Annotated in this window: 16 protein-coding genes; 7 read left to right on the top strand and 9 right to left on the bottom strand. The window is 51.1% G+C overall.

The window, feature by feature from the left end; translation table 11 throughout:
* Positions 1–143 precede the first annotated feature (143 nt).
* Both Q1Q75_RS14575 and Q1Q75_RS14570 read left to right on the top strand, forming a co-directional pair.
* Positions 144–878, top strand: a complete 735-nt coding sequence (locus Q1Q75_RS14575) for a methyl-accepting chemotaxis protein (RefSeq protein WP_300672098.1) — start codon at positions 144–146, stop codon at positions 876–878.
* Between the two features lie 243 nt (positions 879–1,121).
* Complete coding sequence (locus Q1Q75_RS14570) at positions 1,122–1,934, top strand: hypothetical protein (protein ID WP_300672096.1); 813 nt, start codon at positions 1,122–1,124, stop codon at positions 1,932–1,934.
* 129 nt (positions 1,935–2,063) lie between these two features.
* Here the strand turns inward: Q1Q75_RS14570 and Q1Q75_RS14565 are convergent, their stop codons facing one another.
* The 6 genes from Q1Q75_RS14565 to Q1Q75_RS14540 form a co-directional block, all read right to left on the bottom strand.
* Positions 2,064–3,473: a cobyrinate a,c-diamide synthase gene (locus Q1Q75_RS14565; RefSeq protein WP_300672094.1), complete on the bottom strand. Its 1,410-nt coding sequence runs from the start codon at positions 3,471–3,473 to the stop codon at positions 2,064–2,066.
* A gap of 64 nt (positions 3,474–3,537) precedes the next feature.
* Positions 3,538–3,792 carry a dissimilatory sulfite reductase D family protein gene (locus tag Q1Q75_RS14560; protein WP_300672092.1) on the bottom strand — a complete coding sequence of 85 codons (255 nt, stop codon included), beginning with the start codon at positions 3,790–3,792 and terminating at the stop codon, positions 3,538–3,540.
* A gap of 104 nt (positions 3,793–3,896) precedes the next feature.
* Complete coding sequence (dsrB, locus tag Q1Q75_RS14555; RefSeq protein ID WP_300672090.1) at positions 3,897–5,045, bottom strand: dissimilatory-type sulfite reductase subunit beta; 1,149 nt, start codon at positions 5,043–5,045, stop codon at positions 3,897–3,899.
* 11 nt (positions 5,046–5,056) lie between these two features.
* The gene (dsrA, locus tag Q1Q75_RS14550) at positions 5,057–6,433 is read right to left on the bottom strand and encodes a dissimilatory-type sulfite reductase subunit alpha (protein WP_300672087.1); all 1,377 of its coding nucleotides are present in this window, start codon (positions 6,431–6,433) and stop codon (positions 5,057–5,059) included.
* A 595-nt stretch (positions 6,434–7,028) separates the two neighbouring features.
* A complete protein-coding gene (locus tag Q1Q75_RS14545) occupies positions 7,029–8,150 on the bottom strand; it encodes a hypothetical protein (RefSeq protein ID WP_300672085.1) in 1,122 nt (373 codons plus the stop codon).
* A 105-nt stretch (positions 8,151–8,255) separates the two neighbouring features.
* Positions 8,256–8,879, bottom strand: a complete 624-nt coding sequence (locus Q1Q75_RS14540) for a tetratricopeptide repeat protein (RefSeq protein ID WP_300672083.1) — start codon at positions 8,877–8,879, stop codon at positions 8,256–8,258.
* Positions 8,880–9,276: 397 nt separating this feature from the next.
* Here Q1Q75_RS14540 and dapA point away from each other — a divergent pair, with 397 nt between their 5' ends.
* Positions 9,277–10,314, top strand: a complete 1,038-nt coding sequence (dapA, locus tag Q1Q75_RS14535; RefSeq protein ID WP_300672081.1) for a 4-hydroxy-tetrahydrodipicolinate synthase — start codon at positions 9,277–9,279, stop codon at positions 10,312–10,314.
* A 167-nt stretch (positions 10,315–10,481) separates the two neighbouring features.
* On the opposite strand, the gene Q1Q75_RS14530 is transcribed toward dapA, so the two are convergent.
* Complete coding sequence (locus Q1Q75_RS14530; protein ID WP_300672079.1) at positions 10,482–11,270, bottom strand: YkgJ family cysteine cluster protein; 789 nt, start codon at positions 11,268–11,270, stop codon at positions 10,482–10,484.
* Between the two features lie 231 nt (positions 11,271–11,501).
* Here Q1Q75_RS14530 and galU point away from each other — a divergent pair, with 231 nt between their 5' ends.
* Positions 11,502–12,383: a UTP--glucose-1-phosphate uridylyltransferase GalU gene (gene galU, locus Q1Q75_RS14525; protein WP_300672077.1), complete on the top strand. Its 882-nt coding sequence runs from the start codon at positions 11,502–11,504 to the stop codon at positions 12,381–12,383.
* Here the strand turns inward: galU and Q1Q75_RS14520 are convergent.
* Entirely contained in the window at positions 12,376–12,957 is a 582-nt protein-coding gene (locus Q1Q75_RS14520; protein ID WP_300672074.1) for a lytic transglycosylase domain-containing protein, read from the bottom strand. The two genes, galU and Q1Q75_RS14520, sit on opposite strands and share 8 nt — an antisense overlap.
* A gap of 30 nt (positions 12,958–12,987) precedes the next feature.
* On the bottom strand, positions 12,988–13,356 hold the full coding sequence (locus tag Q1Q75_RS14515) for a hypothetical protein (RefSeq protein ID WP_300672072.1): 369 nt from the start codon (positions 13,354–13,356) through the stop codon (positions 12,988–12,990).
* Positions 13,357–13,687: 331 nt separating this feature from the next.
* Here Q1Q75_RS14515 and rdgC point away from each other — a divergent pair, with 331 nt between their 5' ends.
* The 3 genes from rdgC to dnaN all read left to right on the top strand — a co-directional run bounded on the left by rdgC (position 13,688) and on the right by dnaN (position 16,682).
* A complete protein-coding gene (gene rdgC, locus Q1Q75_RS14510; protein ID WP_300672070.1) occupies positions 13,688–14,305 on the top strand; it encodes a recombination-associated protein RdgC in 618 nt (205 codons plus the stop codon).
* Positions 14,306–14,308: 3 nt separating this feature from the next.
* The gene (locus Q1Q75_RS14505; RefSeq protein WP_300672068.1) at positions 14,309–14,836 is read left to right on the top strand and encodes a hypothetical protein; all 528 of its coding nucleotides are present in this window, start codon (positions 14,309–14,311) and stop codon (positions 14,834–14,836) included.
* 727 nt (positions 14,837–15,563) lie between these two features.
* Entirely contained in the window at positions 15,564–16,682 is a 1,119-nt protein-coding gene (gene dnaN / locus Q1Q75_RS14500; RefSeq protein WP_300672066.1) for a DNA polymerase III subunit beta, read from the top strand.
* The last annotated feature ends 62 nt before the right edge of the window (positions 16,683–16,744 follow it).

Below are 16,744 nucleotides of genomic sequence, written 5' to 3'. Positions count from 1 at the left end.
TTTGACTGCATCGAAACCACAAAGGTGCAGACTGTCATGGGCAACTATCGATGGTCCACCGAATCTGTGGCCAGAGATAGGCTGTTCTTAAAGTACTTGGGAGTGGCAACCGAATAGTGTGCGCTTTATATGACTTTCAGGATATGAACGAGGCCTCTGCAGCCATGAACCAGTCCTCGTCCGGTGCCGGGATGATCGCCTCCGCGGTAGAAGAGATGACCTCCACCATCTCGGAGATTGCTGACAACTCCGGCCGTGCCCGGGAGATCTCCACCCAGGCGGCCGCCAAGGCCAGCGGTGTCGCCAAGGGCGTGGAGGAGCTGGCCGCCGCTGCCCGGGACATCGGGGTGGTCACCGAAACCATCTCTGACATTTCAGACCAGACGAATCTTTTGGCTTTAAACGCCACCATTGAGGCGGCACGGGCTGGCGAAGCCGGAAAAGGCTTTGCCGTGGTGGCTGGGGAGATCAAGGACCTGGCACGTCAAACCGCCGAGGCCACAGGAGAAATTACCGAGCGGATTCGGGGTATCCAGACATCCACAGACCATGCAAGCAACGACATCGGAGAGATCGATACCATCATCTCTCATGTCAGCGAGATTGTCGCGGGAATCGCTGCGGCGGTGGAGGAGCAGTCCGTGACCACCCGGGAGATTGCCGACAACGTGGCACAGACCTCCATGGGCATCGAGGACGTCACCCGAACCATCACCCAAAGCAGCGAGGAGACCCACACCATCTCCCTTGAGATAGAGGAGGTCAATCAGAACGCTTCCTTCCTCTCGAAAAACAGCGCACGGGTTCTCACGGATGCCGAAAACCTCGCTCTCCTCTCGGAAGAGATGGCCGCTCTGGTGCGTCGATTTAAAGTCTGAGATAAAAAAAGAACTCTTTTTTTACAAATGGGGGACGTTGTCCCCCATTTTTTTTGTCTCACGCGATAATTTATGGTATGGATGCTTCAAACCCATCATCTTGAAGTGAAAGCATTTCTCTTCGGTAGGGTGGACAAAGGTCTCACCCATGATACCGCCAAATGATTTCCTTCTGTGAGGCTTTCCTTATATAAAAAGCCGCCACATCAAACGCACCACAAGTTATGACAGGAAGTGAGACCGTTGAAGAAGGATGTAAAGATCAGGGTACTATTCAAACCCGGCAAATCAAACAGAGCGTGCGAGCCCCTCTCCCTCCTGGGAGACCTCATTCAATCCGAGCGCATGGAACTGGCCGTCCAGTCCATCATGGCCGAAAATCTCTACCACATTCATGAAAAAAGTCAGAACCGCAGTGTGGCTCTGATGTCAGGCCTCATAAACAACCGATGCGACAAAGGATGGGTCTGGATTAAAGGGCTGATTGGCAAAGGCCCCCTTAAGGGCCACACCCATTACTGGTTGGAAATGGACGGGTGGGCCGTGGAAAGCTCTGACCTGCCCGGATCGGTCTTGACCGACCCCCATGCTGTTCTCGTCATGGATGCCACAAGCTACCGTAAGGAGATGAAACTCAAAGCCGTCACCACACGAAAGTCCAAGCAGGTGACCCAGTGGCTTCTCAAGCAAAAGAAAAAACGCGACACAGCCATACAGGGCAAACCGGCTCCCGTCCTCCCGGCCCCTCGAAAACCGGAGGTTCAAAAGGCAGCGCCGGCAAAGGAAAAGCCTGCCCCTGTGGCCGCCCAGGAGGACAAAGTTCCGGAAAAAATCGGAATAGAGACCTTCGCCATGGAGCTTTCTTCTATGGATTCCGGTGATCAAGCGGCCTACAAAAACCGCCTGATAGAGGTCCTGACCGCCCTTAAAAAAGAGGGGATCACCCAGACACGTATCGCCACCGTTTTCTTAAAAGAGAAGGTCCCCACACGCTCTGGACGCGGACTCTGGAACCCGCGAATGGTTGGCGAGATATTCAAACAAATCGACGCTTAAAACCTGGCCGGGGGAAGTCCTTTTCCAAGGGCTTCCTCAGCTGCCTTCCCCCTTTTTTTCCGCAATGATACAGCGCATACGCAACCCACCTGAACGCTGGGGGCACTCCTCACCGCCGAAAACATGATTTTATCTGGTTTTATACTGAAGGGCTTTGGAGACAAACGAAGGGGCCCAGGACGGAGTTCCCAGGGCATGGATGTGGGTGTAGGTGGCCAGTGCGTTGTATTGGGTGATGCCATCGGCCTTATCGGCCATGCCGGTTCCCCGGGCCATGGTAAAGGCCGCATCCTTTTCTTTTCGATCCCACCGGGTGATTTTGGAGTAACGGAATTCGTGGCCTTTGAGTTGGGTGCCCCGCTCAAAAAAGGGGTTGTCACCGGTCACATCAGCCACCACGTACCCGTGGCCCTGGGGCCGTTTTGAGACGGAAAAAGCCAGGGGAAACAAACCCGTCATGGGATAGACGAGGCCGTCCACTTCCAGCTCTTCTCCCATATAAATCAGACCACCACACTCGGCGTAGAGGGGCATGCCCTCTTTGACTTTGGCTAAAATGCTCTCCCTGAAGGTCACATTTTCTGCCAACTCCCGGGCATGGGTCTCGGGGAACCCACCGCCTATATAGAGCCCGTCCAGCACCTCGGGAAGCCTGCGATCCCTTAAAGGGCTGATCTCCACCACCTGAGCCCCTGCAGCTTCCAGGGCCTCTAAATTTTCAGGGTAATAAAATTGAAATGAGGCATCGCGGATCACGCCGATAACCGGACTCTCCGGGTTGATGGCCCCTAAATCGGTGGGTACCCTGCAGTCACGTTCAAAGGGAACGGCGGTTTCGGAAAGGGCGATGATCCGGGGCAGATCCACATGCTCCCGAATAATCCTCTCGGCATTGCGTACGGAATCAAAAGCCCAGTCATGCTCGGGGGTGGGTACCAGGCCCATGTGCCGCTCTGGAAAATCATGGCTCCGCAGTTTCGGCACCGCTCCCATCACCTGAACGCCGGTGTGGTACTCGATATTGTTGATGAGGTTGTTTTTGTGCCGGGGGCCTGCGATGCGATTTAAGATGACCCCACCGATCTGGAGGTCCGGATCAAAATGGAGGCACCCCAAAACAGCGGCCGCCATGGTGCGGGTGCTCTTGGTACAATCCAGGACAAGGATCACGGGCGCCTGAAGGAGCTTGGCGGTTTCGGCCGTGCTGGTTTTGCCATCAATATCGATGCCGTCAAACAGACCGCGATTGCCTTCTACGATGGCAATATCCGCACCCAATTTTGCTGAATTGGTCAGGTAGGAAGAGACCACGGTGTCGTGGTCAATCAGATAGGTATCAAGATTGTAACAGGGATTCCCTGCCGCCAGCGAGAGCCAGCCGGCATCAATGTAATCAGGACCCTTCTTAAACGGGGCCACGCGTTTGCCAAGACTCCTCAGTGCAGCGGTGATGCCTATTGTCAGAATGGTTTTCCCTGATCCACCACGGAGGGCGGAGATAAAAAGCCCGGGGATACTGCTGATTCTTTCAGATTTCATCAATCACTGCACTTGGGAGTCTTAAACAAATAACGCTTAAAAAAGCGTCCAGACACAAAAGCGATTATTCTTCGCCTTCGCCTTCTGCATTAGCCTGCTTGCCCATACCCTTGAGGCCAATCATGGTGGTAGAACCACTTGACCAGTACTCAAGAACCTCGTCTTTAACGAGAGCGTTCACGATATTCTTTACTGCGCGGGGCTTTTCGCCAGGAAAAAACGCATAGAAGTCTTTCAAATAGAACTTGGACTTGGTCTTCAATTTCTTGGTCAGGTTATCAACGATGACCACTTTGGCTTCTTCTTTTTCTAATGCCATTGGGACCTCCAGCTTATAGGGGCAGGGGACCTTTACAGGCCCCCTGCTGGTTACCCATCTCTCTGACGAAATGGATGCGTTCTCAGCTTAACCTAAATCTTATCTTAGAACTTGAACTGAGAAGTCTGACGCCAGGACTGATACGCAGCGTCACGGAAGTCGTCGATGAGGTGGTGGGTAAAATCGAGTTCACACACATCAAAGAAACGCTCCCAACCAATACGATCAGTCCAGTCACCGAAACGCTCATACTTGCGGGCGCCTTTGGCGTACTCTTCGATCATCTTCTTGATGGCGTGGGTCATGGTAGGCCATCTCGGCATTTCGTTGGGCAGGAACGCCACAACAACCTTGGAGAACTTGGGCGCGCTGATACGGTTGGACACCTTGCCACCTGCCATGAGAACAATCCCGTCGCCTTCGGCGTCGGAAAGGGGCATGGAGGGACACATGGTGTAGCAGTTACCGCAGTACATGCAACGCTCGTTCTTGACAGCCACAGACTTCACAGTCTCGCCGTTGGCAAGCTCTACCTTGGAGGGCTTGATAGCCGCGGTGGGGCAGGCAGCAACAGCCAAGGGAACCTCACAGACCTTGTCCAGGTACTCATGGTCAAGGATGGGAGGCTTTCTGTGATAACCGAGGATGGCGATGTCGGAGCAGTGAACCGCGCCGCACATGTTGAGGCAGCAAGCCATGGAGATACGGAGCTTGGCAGGCAGTCTCATGTCCTGGAAATCAGAGAACACTTCGTCCATGGTCGCCTTGACGGTGCCGGAGGCATCGGTGGCGGGGGTGTGGCAGTGAACCCAACCCTGGGTATGAACGATGTTAGTGATCCCTGCACCGGTACCACCGATGGGGAACTTGTAAGAGCCGCCATCGAATTTACGCTGGGCAAGATCGGCCTTAAGGGCCAGCATCTTGTCCTTGGAATCGGTCATGAATTCGATGTTGTTACGGGTGGTGAAACGCAGCTTGCCGTCGCAGTGCTTATCGGCAATGTCGCAAATCTCCTGGATGTGCGAGGCACTCATGAGACGGGCACCACCGCAACGAACGGTGAACACTTCGTCGCCGTTTTCAGCTACATGGACCAGAATACCAGGCTCGAGGATCTCGTGGTGGCTCCACTTGCCTTTGTTCTTCTTAATGATTTCGGGATAGAACTGGTCATAGTGTTTCGGACCAATATCCGTAATTCGACCTTCCATCGGTTTTTCGGGATTGTATCCTGAAGAAATAAAAGCCATGAGAACCCCTCCTAGCGTGCGTGATGCTTTCTGTATTCGTTGATGTCACGGTCCCAGCCACCTGGTACTTCGTCTTCTTTCCAGAAGATGTAGGGGTTGGTACGGGGATGATCGACGTGTACGGCCTGGGGCTCCATGCCGATTTTTTCGAGCAGCTTCTGAAGGCCCTGACGGATCATCAACTCACCGAGACGCTCACGGTTCTTACCTTCTTCCATCCAGTAATCCCAGATGGATTCAATCACTTCGACGACTCCGGCATACTTCTCTTCAAGGTATTCCATCCATTCTTCTTCAGACTCGAAATCTGCCAGCTGCTTGTTCATGGTCTGGTCAATTTCAAGGAAGGGAACGATGAGGGAACCCATCTGAGCGCCGTCCACGATGGGAGCCTTGGCTCCGGCGAGGAGAGAGACACCGCGCTGCTTACCAATTTTCAACGCCTTGGGCATGACGTTGATGCAATGCATGCAACGGGTACACTCTTTGTCGTTGATGGTGAGCTTTCCGTCTTCGTACTTCATGCACTCGGTGGGGCAAAGGTTCAGCACTTCGGCGTCGAGATCGAAGGCACCCCAGTCGCGACCTTTGTGTGCACCGGCGTTGGCAGGGTTGGTGCCGTCGATGTACTTGGCAACTTCCGCCTGATCAATACCAATCTGGTCTCTCCAGGTACCGATGAAGGACAGGTCAGAACGAGCGATGGAGGCCACGCAGCAGTTCGGGCAACCGTCAAACTTGAACTTGAACTTGTAGGGGAATGCGGGGCGGTGGAGTTCATCCTGATACATCATGGTCAGGAAGTAGCAGATCTCCTGAGTGTCGTAGCAAGCGTATTCACAGCGGGACTGACCGATACAGTCAGCGGGGGTTCGCAGGTTGGACCCGGAACCGCCGAGGTCCTGATCCATATCATGGGTCAGGGTGTAGAAAATCTCTTCGAGCTGAGGGGTCGTGGTGCCCAGCAGAACGATGTCACCGGTGGAGCCGTGCATGTTGGTGAGTCCGGAGCCACGAAGCTGCCAGAGGTCCATCAACTGACGCAGGAACTCGGTGGTGTAATACTTTGCACCCGGCTGAGAAACACGAATCGTGTGAAAAGCAGCCACTGCAGGAAACTCTTTGGGCTTGTCACTGTAACGCCCGATGATGCCACCGCCGTAACCGAAAACACCTACGATACCGCCATGTTTCCAGTGAGTGGTTCCATCTTTGTAAGAGAGCTCAAGAAGTCCAAGCAGATCGTCGCAAGCTTCGGAAGGAATCTGAAAATCGATTCCTTTTTCGTTCTTTGCCCTGACGTCAGCTTCCTGCTTGATGTCGGACACAAAGCTTGGCCACGGCCCGGATTCCAGCTCGTCCAACAAAGGGGTGTTATGCTTTGCCATTGCCTTACCTCCATTGAATAAATAATTTTAACTCAACAAAACAAAACCAAATGAGCTCCATTTGATTCTACCCGCCAAGTCACTCAAACCTTAAACCTTAAACTACATAAAATAACAGCCAAAACGAAAGTTCCAGCTGCTATTGTCTATGCAATTTCCATTGAAAAATTACAATGACCCTATTATCAAATCCATGGTATAAAGTTATTGACTTTTATTGTCAATAAAAAAGCTTTTTTCCGTGGTTATTAAGGCTTTACATTCCATCCGCTCCCCAAGACATCCCATATCAATACGCTCTTATTAATCAAAAATAATCATGAGGATAACCTACTGAGAATTCCTGATATCTTGCATGGACTTTTAAAAATGGAAAAAAGTGACGGAATGCCAAAAATTAAATGGTTTCACGCAGCCCCCCCTGATTGGAGGAGGGGTGACCCTGCCGCCGCCATCAACAACCCACGAGTATCACAGTGATTCTTCTGATTTTATTCGATTTGTATTCACGAGAGAAAAATATTTTTCAAAAATTTTTCTCTCGTGAATACCTCTCTTTGTTCAATTTCAATGAAGATGTAAATCAAAATTATTTTTACTCTTGATGAATATTTAAGGCCTGTATGATGCGATAAAATTCCGCCACATGGTCTGCAATATGTTCCCTTATGACACCCATTTCAGAAGCTTGTGGATTAAAGGACGAGACCACCGCATCGGCCGTTTCACGAAACTCTTCTTCGGTATAAGTGACCAGGTAATCTTTAACCCACGGGCCAAACGCCCCCTCAAGGGGACCGATATTTTGATGATACGCCGCCCCTGTAAAAAAACCATCGAGGGTGGATTTCACGCTGTGGGTCCCCACCCAGGCGACCTCACCGATGCCATCGTATCGGTCCAGGCGATTTCGAATCGAGAGCATCATCAAAAAAAAGAGGGCTCCCTCCAGAATCTCCTCGGCCCCGATGTCATCCACCTCGGCCATGGGGATATATTGCCGCAGGGTGATCAATCGCACCCTCGGCAGAGTCGCCTCCATGTTGACGACAAAATCCCCGGCGGCATGATGCCAGGGTTGGACCAACGCAAAGGAGAGCGGATTGTAGAGCCGGGTGAGAATATCAGCCGACTGGCAGTAGATCGAGCATTCCGTCTCTCGGGTCACCAGGCCATGGGATTCGCCTGCCCAGACCACCACCCGATCCCCTTCGGGACGCCGTGTCTGATGAAACTCATGAAAGCCGTCAAACCACTCCCCGAAAAAAAGGACCACCCGATGCCCATCCACATCGACGGCCTTGAGGAGATAGACCCGAGGGAGTGCCTCGCTTCTTTCAGCCAGCTGCCCAAGCAGGGCAAATTCACGTTCGGCGCAGGCGCCCCCTTCGGAGGTCACCGCCAGATTAATCACCAGAGAGAACGCACCGGCATCGGTTTCAAGGGTCATACGCGCCGGGTGATAAAACGGTCCATGCTTTAAAATCTCCACATGGACACCGTGAACTTCGGGCGCTGTCCCGGGAAAGAGGGCTTCCATCAACCCGTCCCTGCGAGTCTCTTCCTGCTTAAGAACCGTCTCCACGGCGCGGACATAGTGTGCGTAACAAAGACCCGATTCTTCATAGACCCGATTCGCAGGAAGGGGGGTTGCCAGCACCTTCTCATCAATCTTGCCACTGCTGCTGTGACCCGGCAGACTCCAGGTAATCTTCATGTCTCTTCTCTTTTTAAAGGATACGTCCCGCCAAAGCCGAACGGATGGGGTCCTGCAAAAAAAAAGCCCCCTGCACACACCGCAGGGGGCTTTACTTATCAGAATTTAAACGCGGTGGGGTTCCACCTCTTTCAAAAGGGCTTCGGGCACCTCATACCCCATGGACTGTGCCTTATCAAAGTGCACAATCGCCTGTGCGTAATCCTCTTTTTCAAGATAGGCGATTCCCAGGTTGTGGTGTGAGATGGGAAAATCCGGCTCGGCCTCAAGGGCCTTCAGGCTCATTTCGATGCTCTCATCCACCAGGCCTTTCATCAGGTACGCGTTGGCCAGGGTGGTATAGGCCTGCACAAACTTGGAGTTATGCACAATGGCTTTCTTGAGGTTTTTAATGGCCTCTTCCACATTGCCGCGTTGCAGCTCCAGAAAACCAATATTGCCATACCCCACGGCAAACCCGGCCCGGGACTTGGTGGCCAATGTGTTGTAGTAGAGACAGCCCTCGACATCATCACGCTGCAGGGCAATACTTCCGAGCATCACGTACCCCTCGGCCAGAGTAGGGCTGCATCCCACGGCGTCGTTGAGGCAGGCTTCTGCCTCATCATAATTTTTAACGCCCATAAGGGCCACGGCCAAATTGTAGTGGCTGTTTCCGCAGTCAGGACTCCCGGCAACATCCGCCCTGAGCTGTGCAATACCTTCTTGTGCGTTCTTCGGCTTTTGCATGATCCCTCTTTGTCTGGTAACCCGCACAAAAAAAAGAAGAAACCCGGCATGGGGCTTTCTGCTCTTTCACGTCAGGTGTTTTTATGTCACATCCTTTAAAAAAAGGGCTGCAACCTTGAATATAAATTCCGGTCGCGCTTCCCTTCTGTACTTTCCATTTTTTTAAATAAATGCATAAATTATACTGCCATCCAAGGGTTGTCAAATCAAATCGAAGCCCCTTTTGGCTTTCCCGCCGACAGGGGGCCAGGGCCACCGGAAATACCCCCAACCCATTCGCTCATCCCGGGGTCAATCGCCTTTGGTATTGACATGCGGCTCTTTTTTTTTATAGTTTTCCAATGTTTGTAATCAAAAGTCACCTTACAGTCACATTTGCGAAGCCAGAGGTAAGACAATGAAAAAAGGCTGCTACACAGCATTGGTCACCCCCTTTAAAAATGATCTCGTGGACTACGAGGGCCTGGAAAACCTGTGCCGTTTTCAGATTGAAAACAACATCACAGGCATCCTGGCCGTCGGCACCACCGGCGAAAGCCCCACCCTCGCCTGGGACGAACACAACAGCCTTATTGAGATTATTTCCAAACAGACCAAGAATAAATGCTTCTGCATCGCGGGTACCGGGAGCAACAACACCAACGAAGCACTCTCCGCAACACGGCATGCCGTTGAAGCTGGGGTAGATGCCGTCCTTCTTGTGGATCCTTATTACAACGGCCCCAGCTCCCTTGAAATTCGAAAAGAGTATGTCACCCCTGTGGCCCGGACCTTTCCGGAAATTATGGTGATTCCTTATATCATCCCCGGACGCACCGGTGCCCAGATGCTTCCCGAAGACATCGCCCTGTTAAACCGTGAATGCCCCAACGTCTCTGCCGTCAAAGAGGCCACGGGAAACCTTGAGAACATGAAGCGAACCCGTGAGGTCTGCGGTCCGGATTTCACCATCTTCTCTGGAGACGATGCCCTGGTGGTCACCATGATGACCGATCCAGCCATCGCCGCCTCCGGGGTGATCTCGGTGGCCTCGAACATCGTTCCCGGCCCGGCCTCCCGGCTCATAGAGCTTGTGGCCGAGGGAAAATTGGATGAGGCAGACGCCCTGCATACAGCGCTGATGCCGCTCTTCAAGCTGACCAGCGTGGTCACCATGGAAGAGACGCCCTTTGGCGAGGTCAAATGCGTGGCGAGGAACCCCCTGGCCATCAAGACCGCCATGCAGATCCTGGGCATGCCCTCGGGCGGCTGCCGAAGGCCCTTGGGAAAGATGACCCGCAAGGGACTTTCCGTGGTGGTGGGATATCTCCGTGACGTGATGAAAACCAACCCCGAGCTGCTGGCTCCGGTGGAGTCCTTCTTCGAGGTAGACATCAACGCCCGTCTCAATGACGAGGCCCTCTTCGAAAGCCTCATCTACACCGAGACGTATTAGATTTTCGCTTCAACCGCTGAAAACAAAAAAGCCGGTCCCTTTGGGGAACCGGCTTTTTTTTACCTGCAAAAGAAAAAATTTGAGGGATTTTTTCTCAAACTTATGAACAATCAGCCCTGTTTACACATAAACATCCAAAACATATAGGCTCACCACCCATGCTATCTCTATTTTTTGACTTTGAACTGCTTGTTTTCATCTTTCTTTAAGAAAAAAACATCTTTCAACCAGAGAAGACCGAACTCTAACAAAGCGATGTCATCGGTTTTAATCTTTTCCAGCATCGCCTCATCCACCTCAAATTTGGTGAGAAAGGGGCTCTCAAAGACAAAGCGCTTGAAGGCGTCAATGTTGTAGCAGGCCATAAAGAACATCTCTTTGGCCTTGGGAGTCCACTTAATATTGGGGGGAAAACTGCGCTTTCGAACAATCAGATCCGTCCAGCCGGCGTTGATCTCATCGTGAATATCCACGCCCTGATCCTTTCGCCAGGAATCGACCGTCCACTCTTTCTTCTCGTCAAAGCCTTTGCAGTGGGGTTCATTGACAAAAAAGAAGAAATCTTTGTCGTCATCCCCCCCTTCTTCTCCATGGCTCAAGTTACCGACCCCCAGAGGGTAGTAACGACAGGTGGTGGGACGATCGTCATACACCAGGCAGCCTTCATCCCGTACAAAGGGGCAGGACCGAATGTCGTCATCCAGAAGCTTTAAGGTGACCACCGGAAGATCTGTTTTTTCATAGAGCTGGGGCACGGTGTAAATAGCCAGAAACTCCTCTGACGGGAGTTCCAGTTTGTTTTTCAGGCGAATGATGTCGTAGGGCGTCAAGATAATATCGATCCCCCGGCAGCATTTGGTGAAACAGCTGACACCCTTGTGGCATTCAAATTGAAAACCGGTATTGCGTCCCATGCGCACCGGTACGATGTCTGCCTTGTTTTCAGATTCACTCATAATGATCACTCCTCACTTCTTCTATGGTTAAACACATTTCATGTGTGTTTATATTCCCTGAAAAAGGAGTAACATAATAATTTCACTCCGGTTTTACAATAAAAATATATCAGTGACCCTTGATTTCAGGCGTCATTCACCGTATATCACAACAAAAAAAGCCTGTGGCCCCTCATTTCGGTCCACCTTCACCAGACCGCTGTCTGCCGACTCAAACCAGGATCTGAACCCATGAAAATACGCAAGGCGGTATTTCCCGTTGCCGGCCTCGGCACCCGCTTCCTTCCGGCCACCAAAGCCCTTCCCAAAGAGATGCTTCCCATTGTGGATAAACCCTTGATTCAATACGCAGTGGAAGAGGCTCTGTCTGCAGGCATTGAGCAGATTATCTTCGTCACCGGCCGGGGAAAAGAGGCCCTTGAAGACCATTTTGACCACTCCCATGAACTTGAATCAATCTTAAAGGACAGGGGGAAAGAAGAGACCCTCGAGAGTATCAAGGCCCTGGTCCCCGAAACCGGCACCATTATCTACACCCGCCAAAACCAACCCCTGGGGTTGGGACATGCCATCTGGTGCGCTCGCGACGTGGTGGGTGATGAACCCTTTGCCGTCCTCTTAGCCGACGACCTGGTCAAGGCCAAAACCCCGGTTCTCTCCCAGATGATCAAAGCCTTCGAGACCACCCAGTCCTCCATGGTGGCGGTGATGGACGTGGATCCCAGTCAAACGGACAAATACGGGATTGTCGATGGTGAACAGCTCCACGACCATCTGATCCAGATTAAGGGACTGGTGGAAAAGCCCAAGCCCGACGTGGCTCCGTCCAACCAGGCCATCATCGGACGCTACATTCTCACTCCGGAAATTTTTGGTCTGCTTGAAAAGAAAGAGTGCGGTGCGGGGGGGGAAATTCAAATCACGGATGCCATGGCTCAACTTCTGAACACCCAGAGCATTTATGGGTATCTTTTTGAGGGCACCCGATTTGACTGCGGGGACAAGGCCGGTTTTCAAATGGCCAATATTGCGTATGCCCTGGAAAATCCCGAGATCAAAGACCGACTCCATGCCTACCTTCAGAGCCTTTTGATCGACGTCGGCGTTAATTAAGGCTGTAATACCGGTTAAACCGTTCCACCTTCGCCACATACGCCCGGGTCTCTGCAATGGGGGGCACCCCCTGGCACTCTTTGACTTTGGTGGGGCCCGCGTTGTAAGCCGCCAGCGCAAGCTTCCGGTTGCCCTTAAAATCGGTCAAGAGAAGCTTCAGATACGCCGCCCCCCCCATGATGTTTTCATCGGGGTCAAAGGGATTTTTGATCTTATAAAAGGCGATATTCTGCGGCATCAACTGCATCAGCCCCTTGGCTCCTTTGGGCGAAAGGGCCTTCGGGTTGAAGGCCGATTCCGCATGAATCACCGCCTTGATCAGGGCAAAGGGGAGATTGTGCTTTGCGGCTGCCTTGACGATCAACGGATCAAAGGCCGAGGAACTCCATAGTTTAGGGGAGCCCCCTTTTTTATGCCGGTCCAGACGACGCGCACCCATAATGTCAATCTCATGGGCACCGGGCGAGTCTGTAAAATAGATCTGTCCCGATGCGTCTTTGTAGGTATAAATTTCTGCCCCTGCAGGCGCCCACACCACCAACGCCAAACACAGGATCCATCCCTTTGGCCTCATCGCCCCCCCTTTTTTTTCATCCCTCTTAGATCAATACCGACCCCGTTTTTCAGCGAGACATCTTCGAATCACCCCTTTTTTAAAGCCAGGATGGGAAAGGTAACTCAGATTGGTATGAAGGTAGGAGTCCGTCATCTCCTTGAAAACCTCATCTTTTTGGGCTTCCTTGACGAAGTTTTTTTCTCTCTCTTTTTCAAACCGCCCCCCGGCAGAGCCCAGCATCTTCGTCAGCTCTGGAAGCGAAAGATCCAGAGCCCCCGCCTCCTCTTCGGATATCTGAAAAGAGATGGTAAAACGAACCTTGACGACAAAGGCATCCTCACTGATCCTTCGCGAGGTATCTTCGACCTTCAGGATAAGACCATTTTCAAGTTCTATCGATTTTACACAGTTTTCCATTATCTTCAAACTCCATTCTTCCATCAAAAAACCGGGGTCAAACCCTGCCCCCATCCACATAATCCGCTCTAAACAACCCAGCCATCCCGGAAGAGTCCACCCCATCCATGTCAGGGCGGCCTCCTTGAAATTCAATATAAAATTGGCTTGTTTGCCTCCTTTATTCACGGTATAAAATGACAGCCGTCCGATCGAAAAATGATCTCCGGTCGCTCTCCTGTCTTAACCCGCGGTGTTGTTATCTCCTTATTTACAGGAAAAACCACCTCCTATTAAGGATTTTTCTCACCGGGTTTATTTAAAAATCAACCGAATCAAGAAGGATTACCATATGGGATTGTTATCATCCACCCAGACCATCGCCCGCTACCGAGTGGAGGGCCAATTTTCGGAGAACCCCACCGAACAGGTCAGGAAAGGACTTAAAAAACAGATTATCACCGATATCGACAACGAAGCCCAGGATCTGGCCGTGGGATGGACCTCCTTTGAGACCCCCTTCACACCCGATTTTGAGGATGCCACGTTTCAGATCGGCACCCACTATGTTTTTGGTATGCGCATCGATAAAAAATCAATCCCCACCAAGGTGGTGAAGCAACAGGTGGCCATTGCCTCGGCCAAACGACTCGCTGAAAGCGATCGGGAATTTCTCTCCAAAAACGAGAAAAGTGAGATCAAAGATCATATTATGAACGTGCTGACCATAAGGATCCCACCCACCCCAAACGTCTTCGATGTGGTCTGGCAATACGAGCAGCAGGAAGTCTGGCTCTACTCCACCCAAAAGGTTGCCAATGAAGAGTTTGAAACACTTTTCAACAAAAGTTTTGCGGGGATCAAACTCATCCGTCTCTTCCCTTACACCCAGGCCGATCTGACCCTCTCCCTCTCCGATATGGACCGAGACCGTCTTTCCTCCATCACCCCTGAAGATTTTACGGAGTAACCCATGCTTGATATTTCTGTTTTATATAATAAATACAGATTCCTCGGCCACGAATTTCTGACCTGGCTCTGGTTCACCCTTGAAAATGAGCCCAAAAGCCTGATGGACGCCGAGGAGATGCCCCTGCTCCTGGCGGTGGGCAACCGCATCGTTCTGGAAGTGATCCGCGATGAAAACACCGTGGAGAGCGTCACCATCAAAGGAGACGATGCCGATCTGAGCGAAGGGATTGTCGCCATCCGCAAAGGGGCCCTGGTCACAGAAATATCCCTCCTCTTTAAAAAAGGGGACCTGGGGTGGAGTTTCACTCTGAAGGGGGAAAATTTCAACATCACCGGTCTCAAAACCCCGGAAACACCCCCTGTGGAATCGGGGGATGAAACCGAAGGAGCCGTCATCGATAAGCTCTTTCTTTCGGCTGAAGTGGTGACCCTGGTGGGGGACCTCTTCCAATCCTTTGTGCGTCTGCGTATTTCTGAAACATGGAAAAATGAAACGGTACCCGCCATCAAGCGCTGGCTAACCGCTTAATTTAAAGAGAGAATTTTCTTATTGTTCATAACTTATTCATAGCGAGAATCTCATTTATTTCAAGGGGTTCTTACGGATTTTCATGGGGGTGCGGGGGTTCGCACCCCTTTTTTATTGTCTACAACACGTTCACGCGTTGTTCAAAACTACCCCGGTTATCAACAACAACTCAAACCCTGTCTACAACCGATGAGTTTTGAACATTCTTATTAACCGTAATTACAGTTTTTTTGACATATTTATTCCTCTAAAAAACAACCAGTTAATGGACTTGTTGCACTTATGAACAACCCTTATTATGATGATTAACTAAAATATATATATTAAAAAGAGAACCCCCTCTCTTCTTCTTCCCCTTGAAAAAGAACAGCCCACCCAAACAAAAAACAGCCACAGCACAGATGTTCCCTCTGGGCTTCATCGGGAAACGAAAAGAATTTTTAAGAAGTTAAACCACTTTTAACAAGCTGATGAAAAAACAATCAAACGATCGATAAAAAAGCGGTAAATTACTTTTTTTTATATTGATAATTTCGGTGTAACTTACTATTACATAGGGGGTGATCAGGTCCATGACCCCTTCATTCACAAACCGTATCGTCTGAATCCAACGCTTGATTGAATGGCCTGATCCAAAGCCACCCTCATCACGGGCTGTAATCGGTGCGGCAGCACTCTTTACACCAACCATCGAACCACGGATTCAGCATTGAACTTGGAAAACCTCATGAAATTCAAAATATCTAAAAAAGATATCTCCACCATTCTTGGGCGGGTGCAGGGGATTACGGGACGGAAGAGCAACCTGGCCATCACGGCCAATGTTCTGATTAAAGGGGAAGGCCAAGGCATCTCTTTTGTGGCGACGGACCTGGAAACAGGTTTTGAAGGGCACTATGCCGCAGATGTCGAACGGGAAGGTGCCATCACCATCAATGCCAAAAAACTCTTTGAGATTGTCCAGAATTTTCCCGGCGAAGAGGTCTTGATCGAAGAGATCGAGCGGCAGTGGATTGAAATCAAAAACAACAACATTGTCTACCACATCGTTGGGATGAGTCCCGATGATTTTCCCGATGTTCCCCGTGTGGATGAGGTGACGTTCACCCGTGTCGCGACGGGCAATGTTCGGGAGATGATCGAAAAGACCGTCATGATCCAGGCTCCTTCAGATGAGAAGCGAGCTCACATCACCGGTGTCTGTTTCGAACGTATCCAGCAGGCCGACAGCCAGCTGATGCGCATGGTCTCCACCGACGGTCGACGGCTTTGTAAAGTGGATGTGGAGATCGGCCAGGAGGACAACTTCGTTCCTGGCGAAAGTGTGATTGTTCCGAAGAAGGGACTGATGGAAGCGGCCAAAATTCTCGACAAGGAAGAGTTTGTTGAGGTGGGTGTCAAGGACAATTACCTGATCTTCAAGATGGAAAAAGAGACCGTCATTATCGGCCTGCTGGAGGGAGATTTTCCGGAGTACGAGCAGGTGATTGAAAAAGATGATGCCTTTGATATTGAGGTCGACCGCAAACTCTTTTCCATGATGCTCAAGCGCATGTCCATCCTCTCCTCGGACAGTTACAACAGTGTTATTTTTAATTTTGCTGCCAATCGCCTGGAGGTGACCGCCACCAACCCTGACCTTGGGGAATCCAAGGAGGACATGGCCATTGCATTCGAACGGGATGAGGTCGAGGTGGCCTTTAACCCGAAATATTTGATCGATACATTGAATGTGATAAACGATGAGCGTATTCTGGTAAACCTTCGGGACAACCATCACCCCTGCCTTGTGGAAGGGGTGGATGAAAAGCGCTTTTTAAGTATTATCATGCCCATGAAGATTTGAGCCCCTTCCCTCCGGCGGCAAACGAACGAGGTGAACGAAGGCATCAACGCAGATTGGGTTAA

The organism is Desulfoluna sp., assembly GCF_030145185.1.
Taxonomy (GTDB): domain Bacteria; phylum Desulfobacterota; class Desulfobacteria; order Desulfobacterales; family Desulfolunaceae; genus Desulfoluna.
This window is presented reverse-complemented; position numbering and strand designations above follow the sequence as displayed.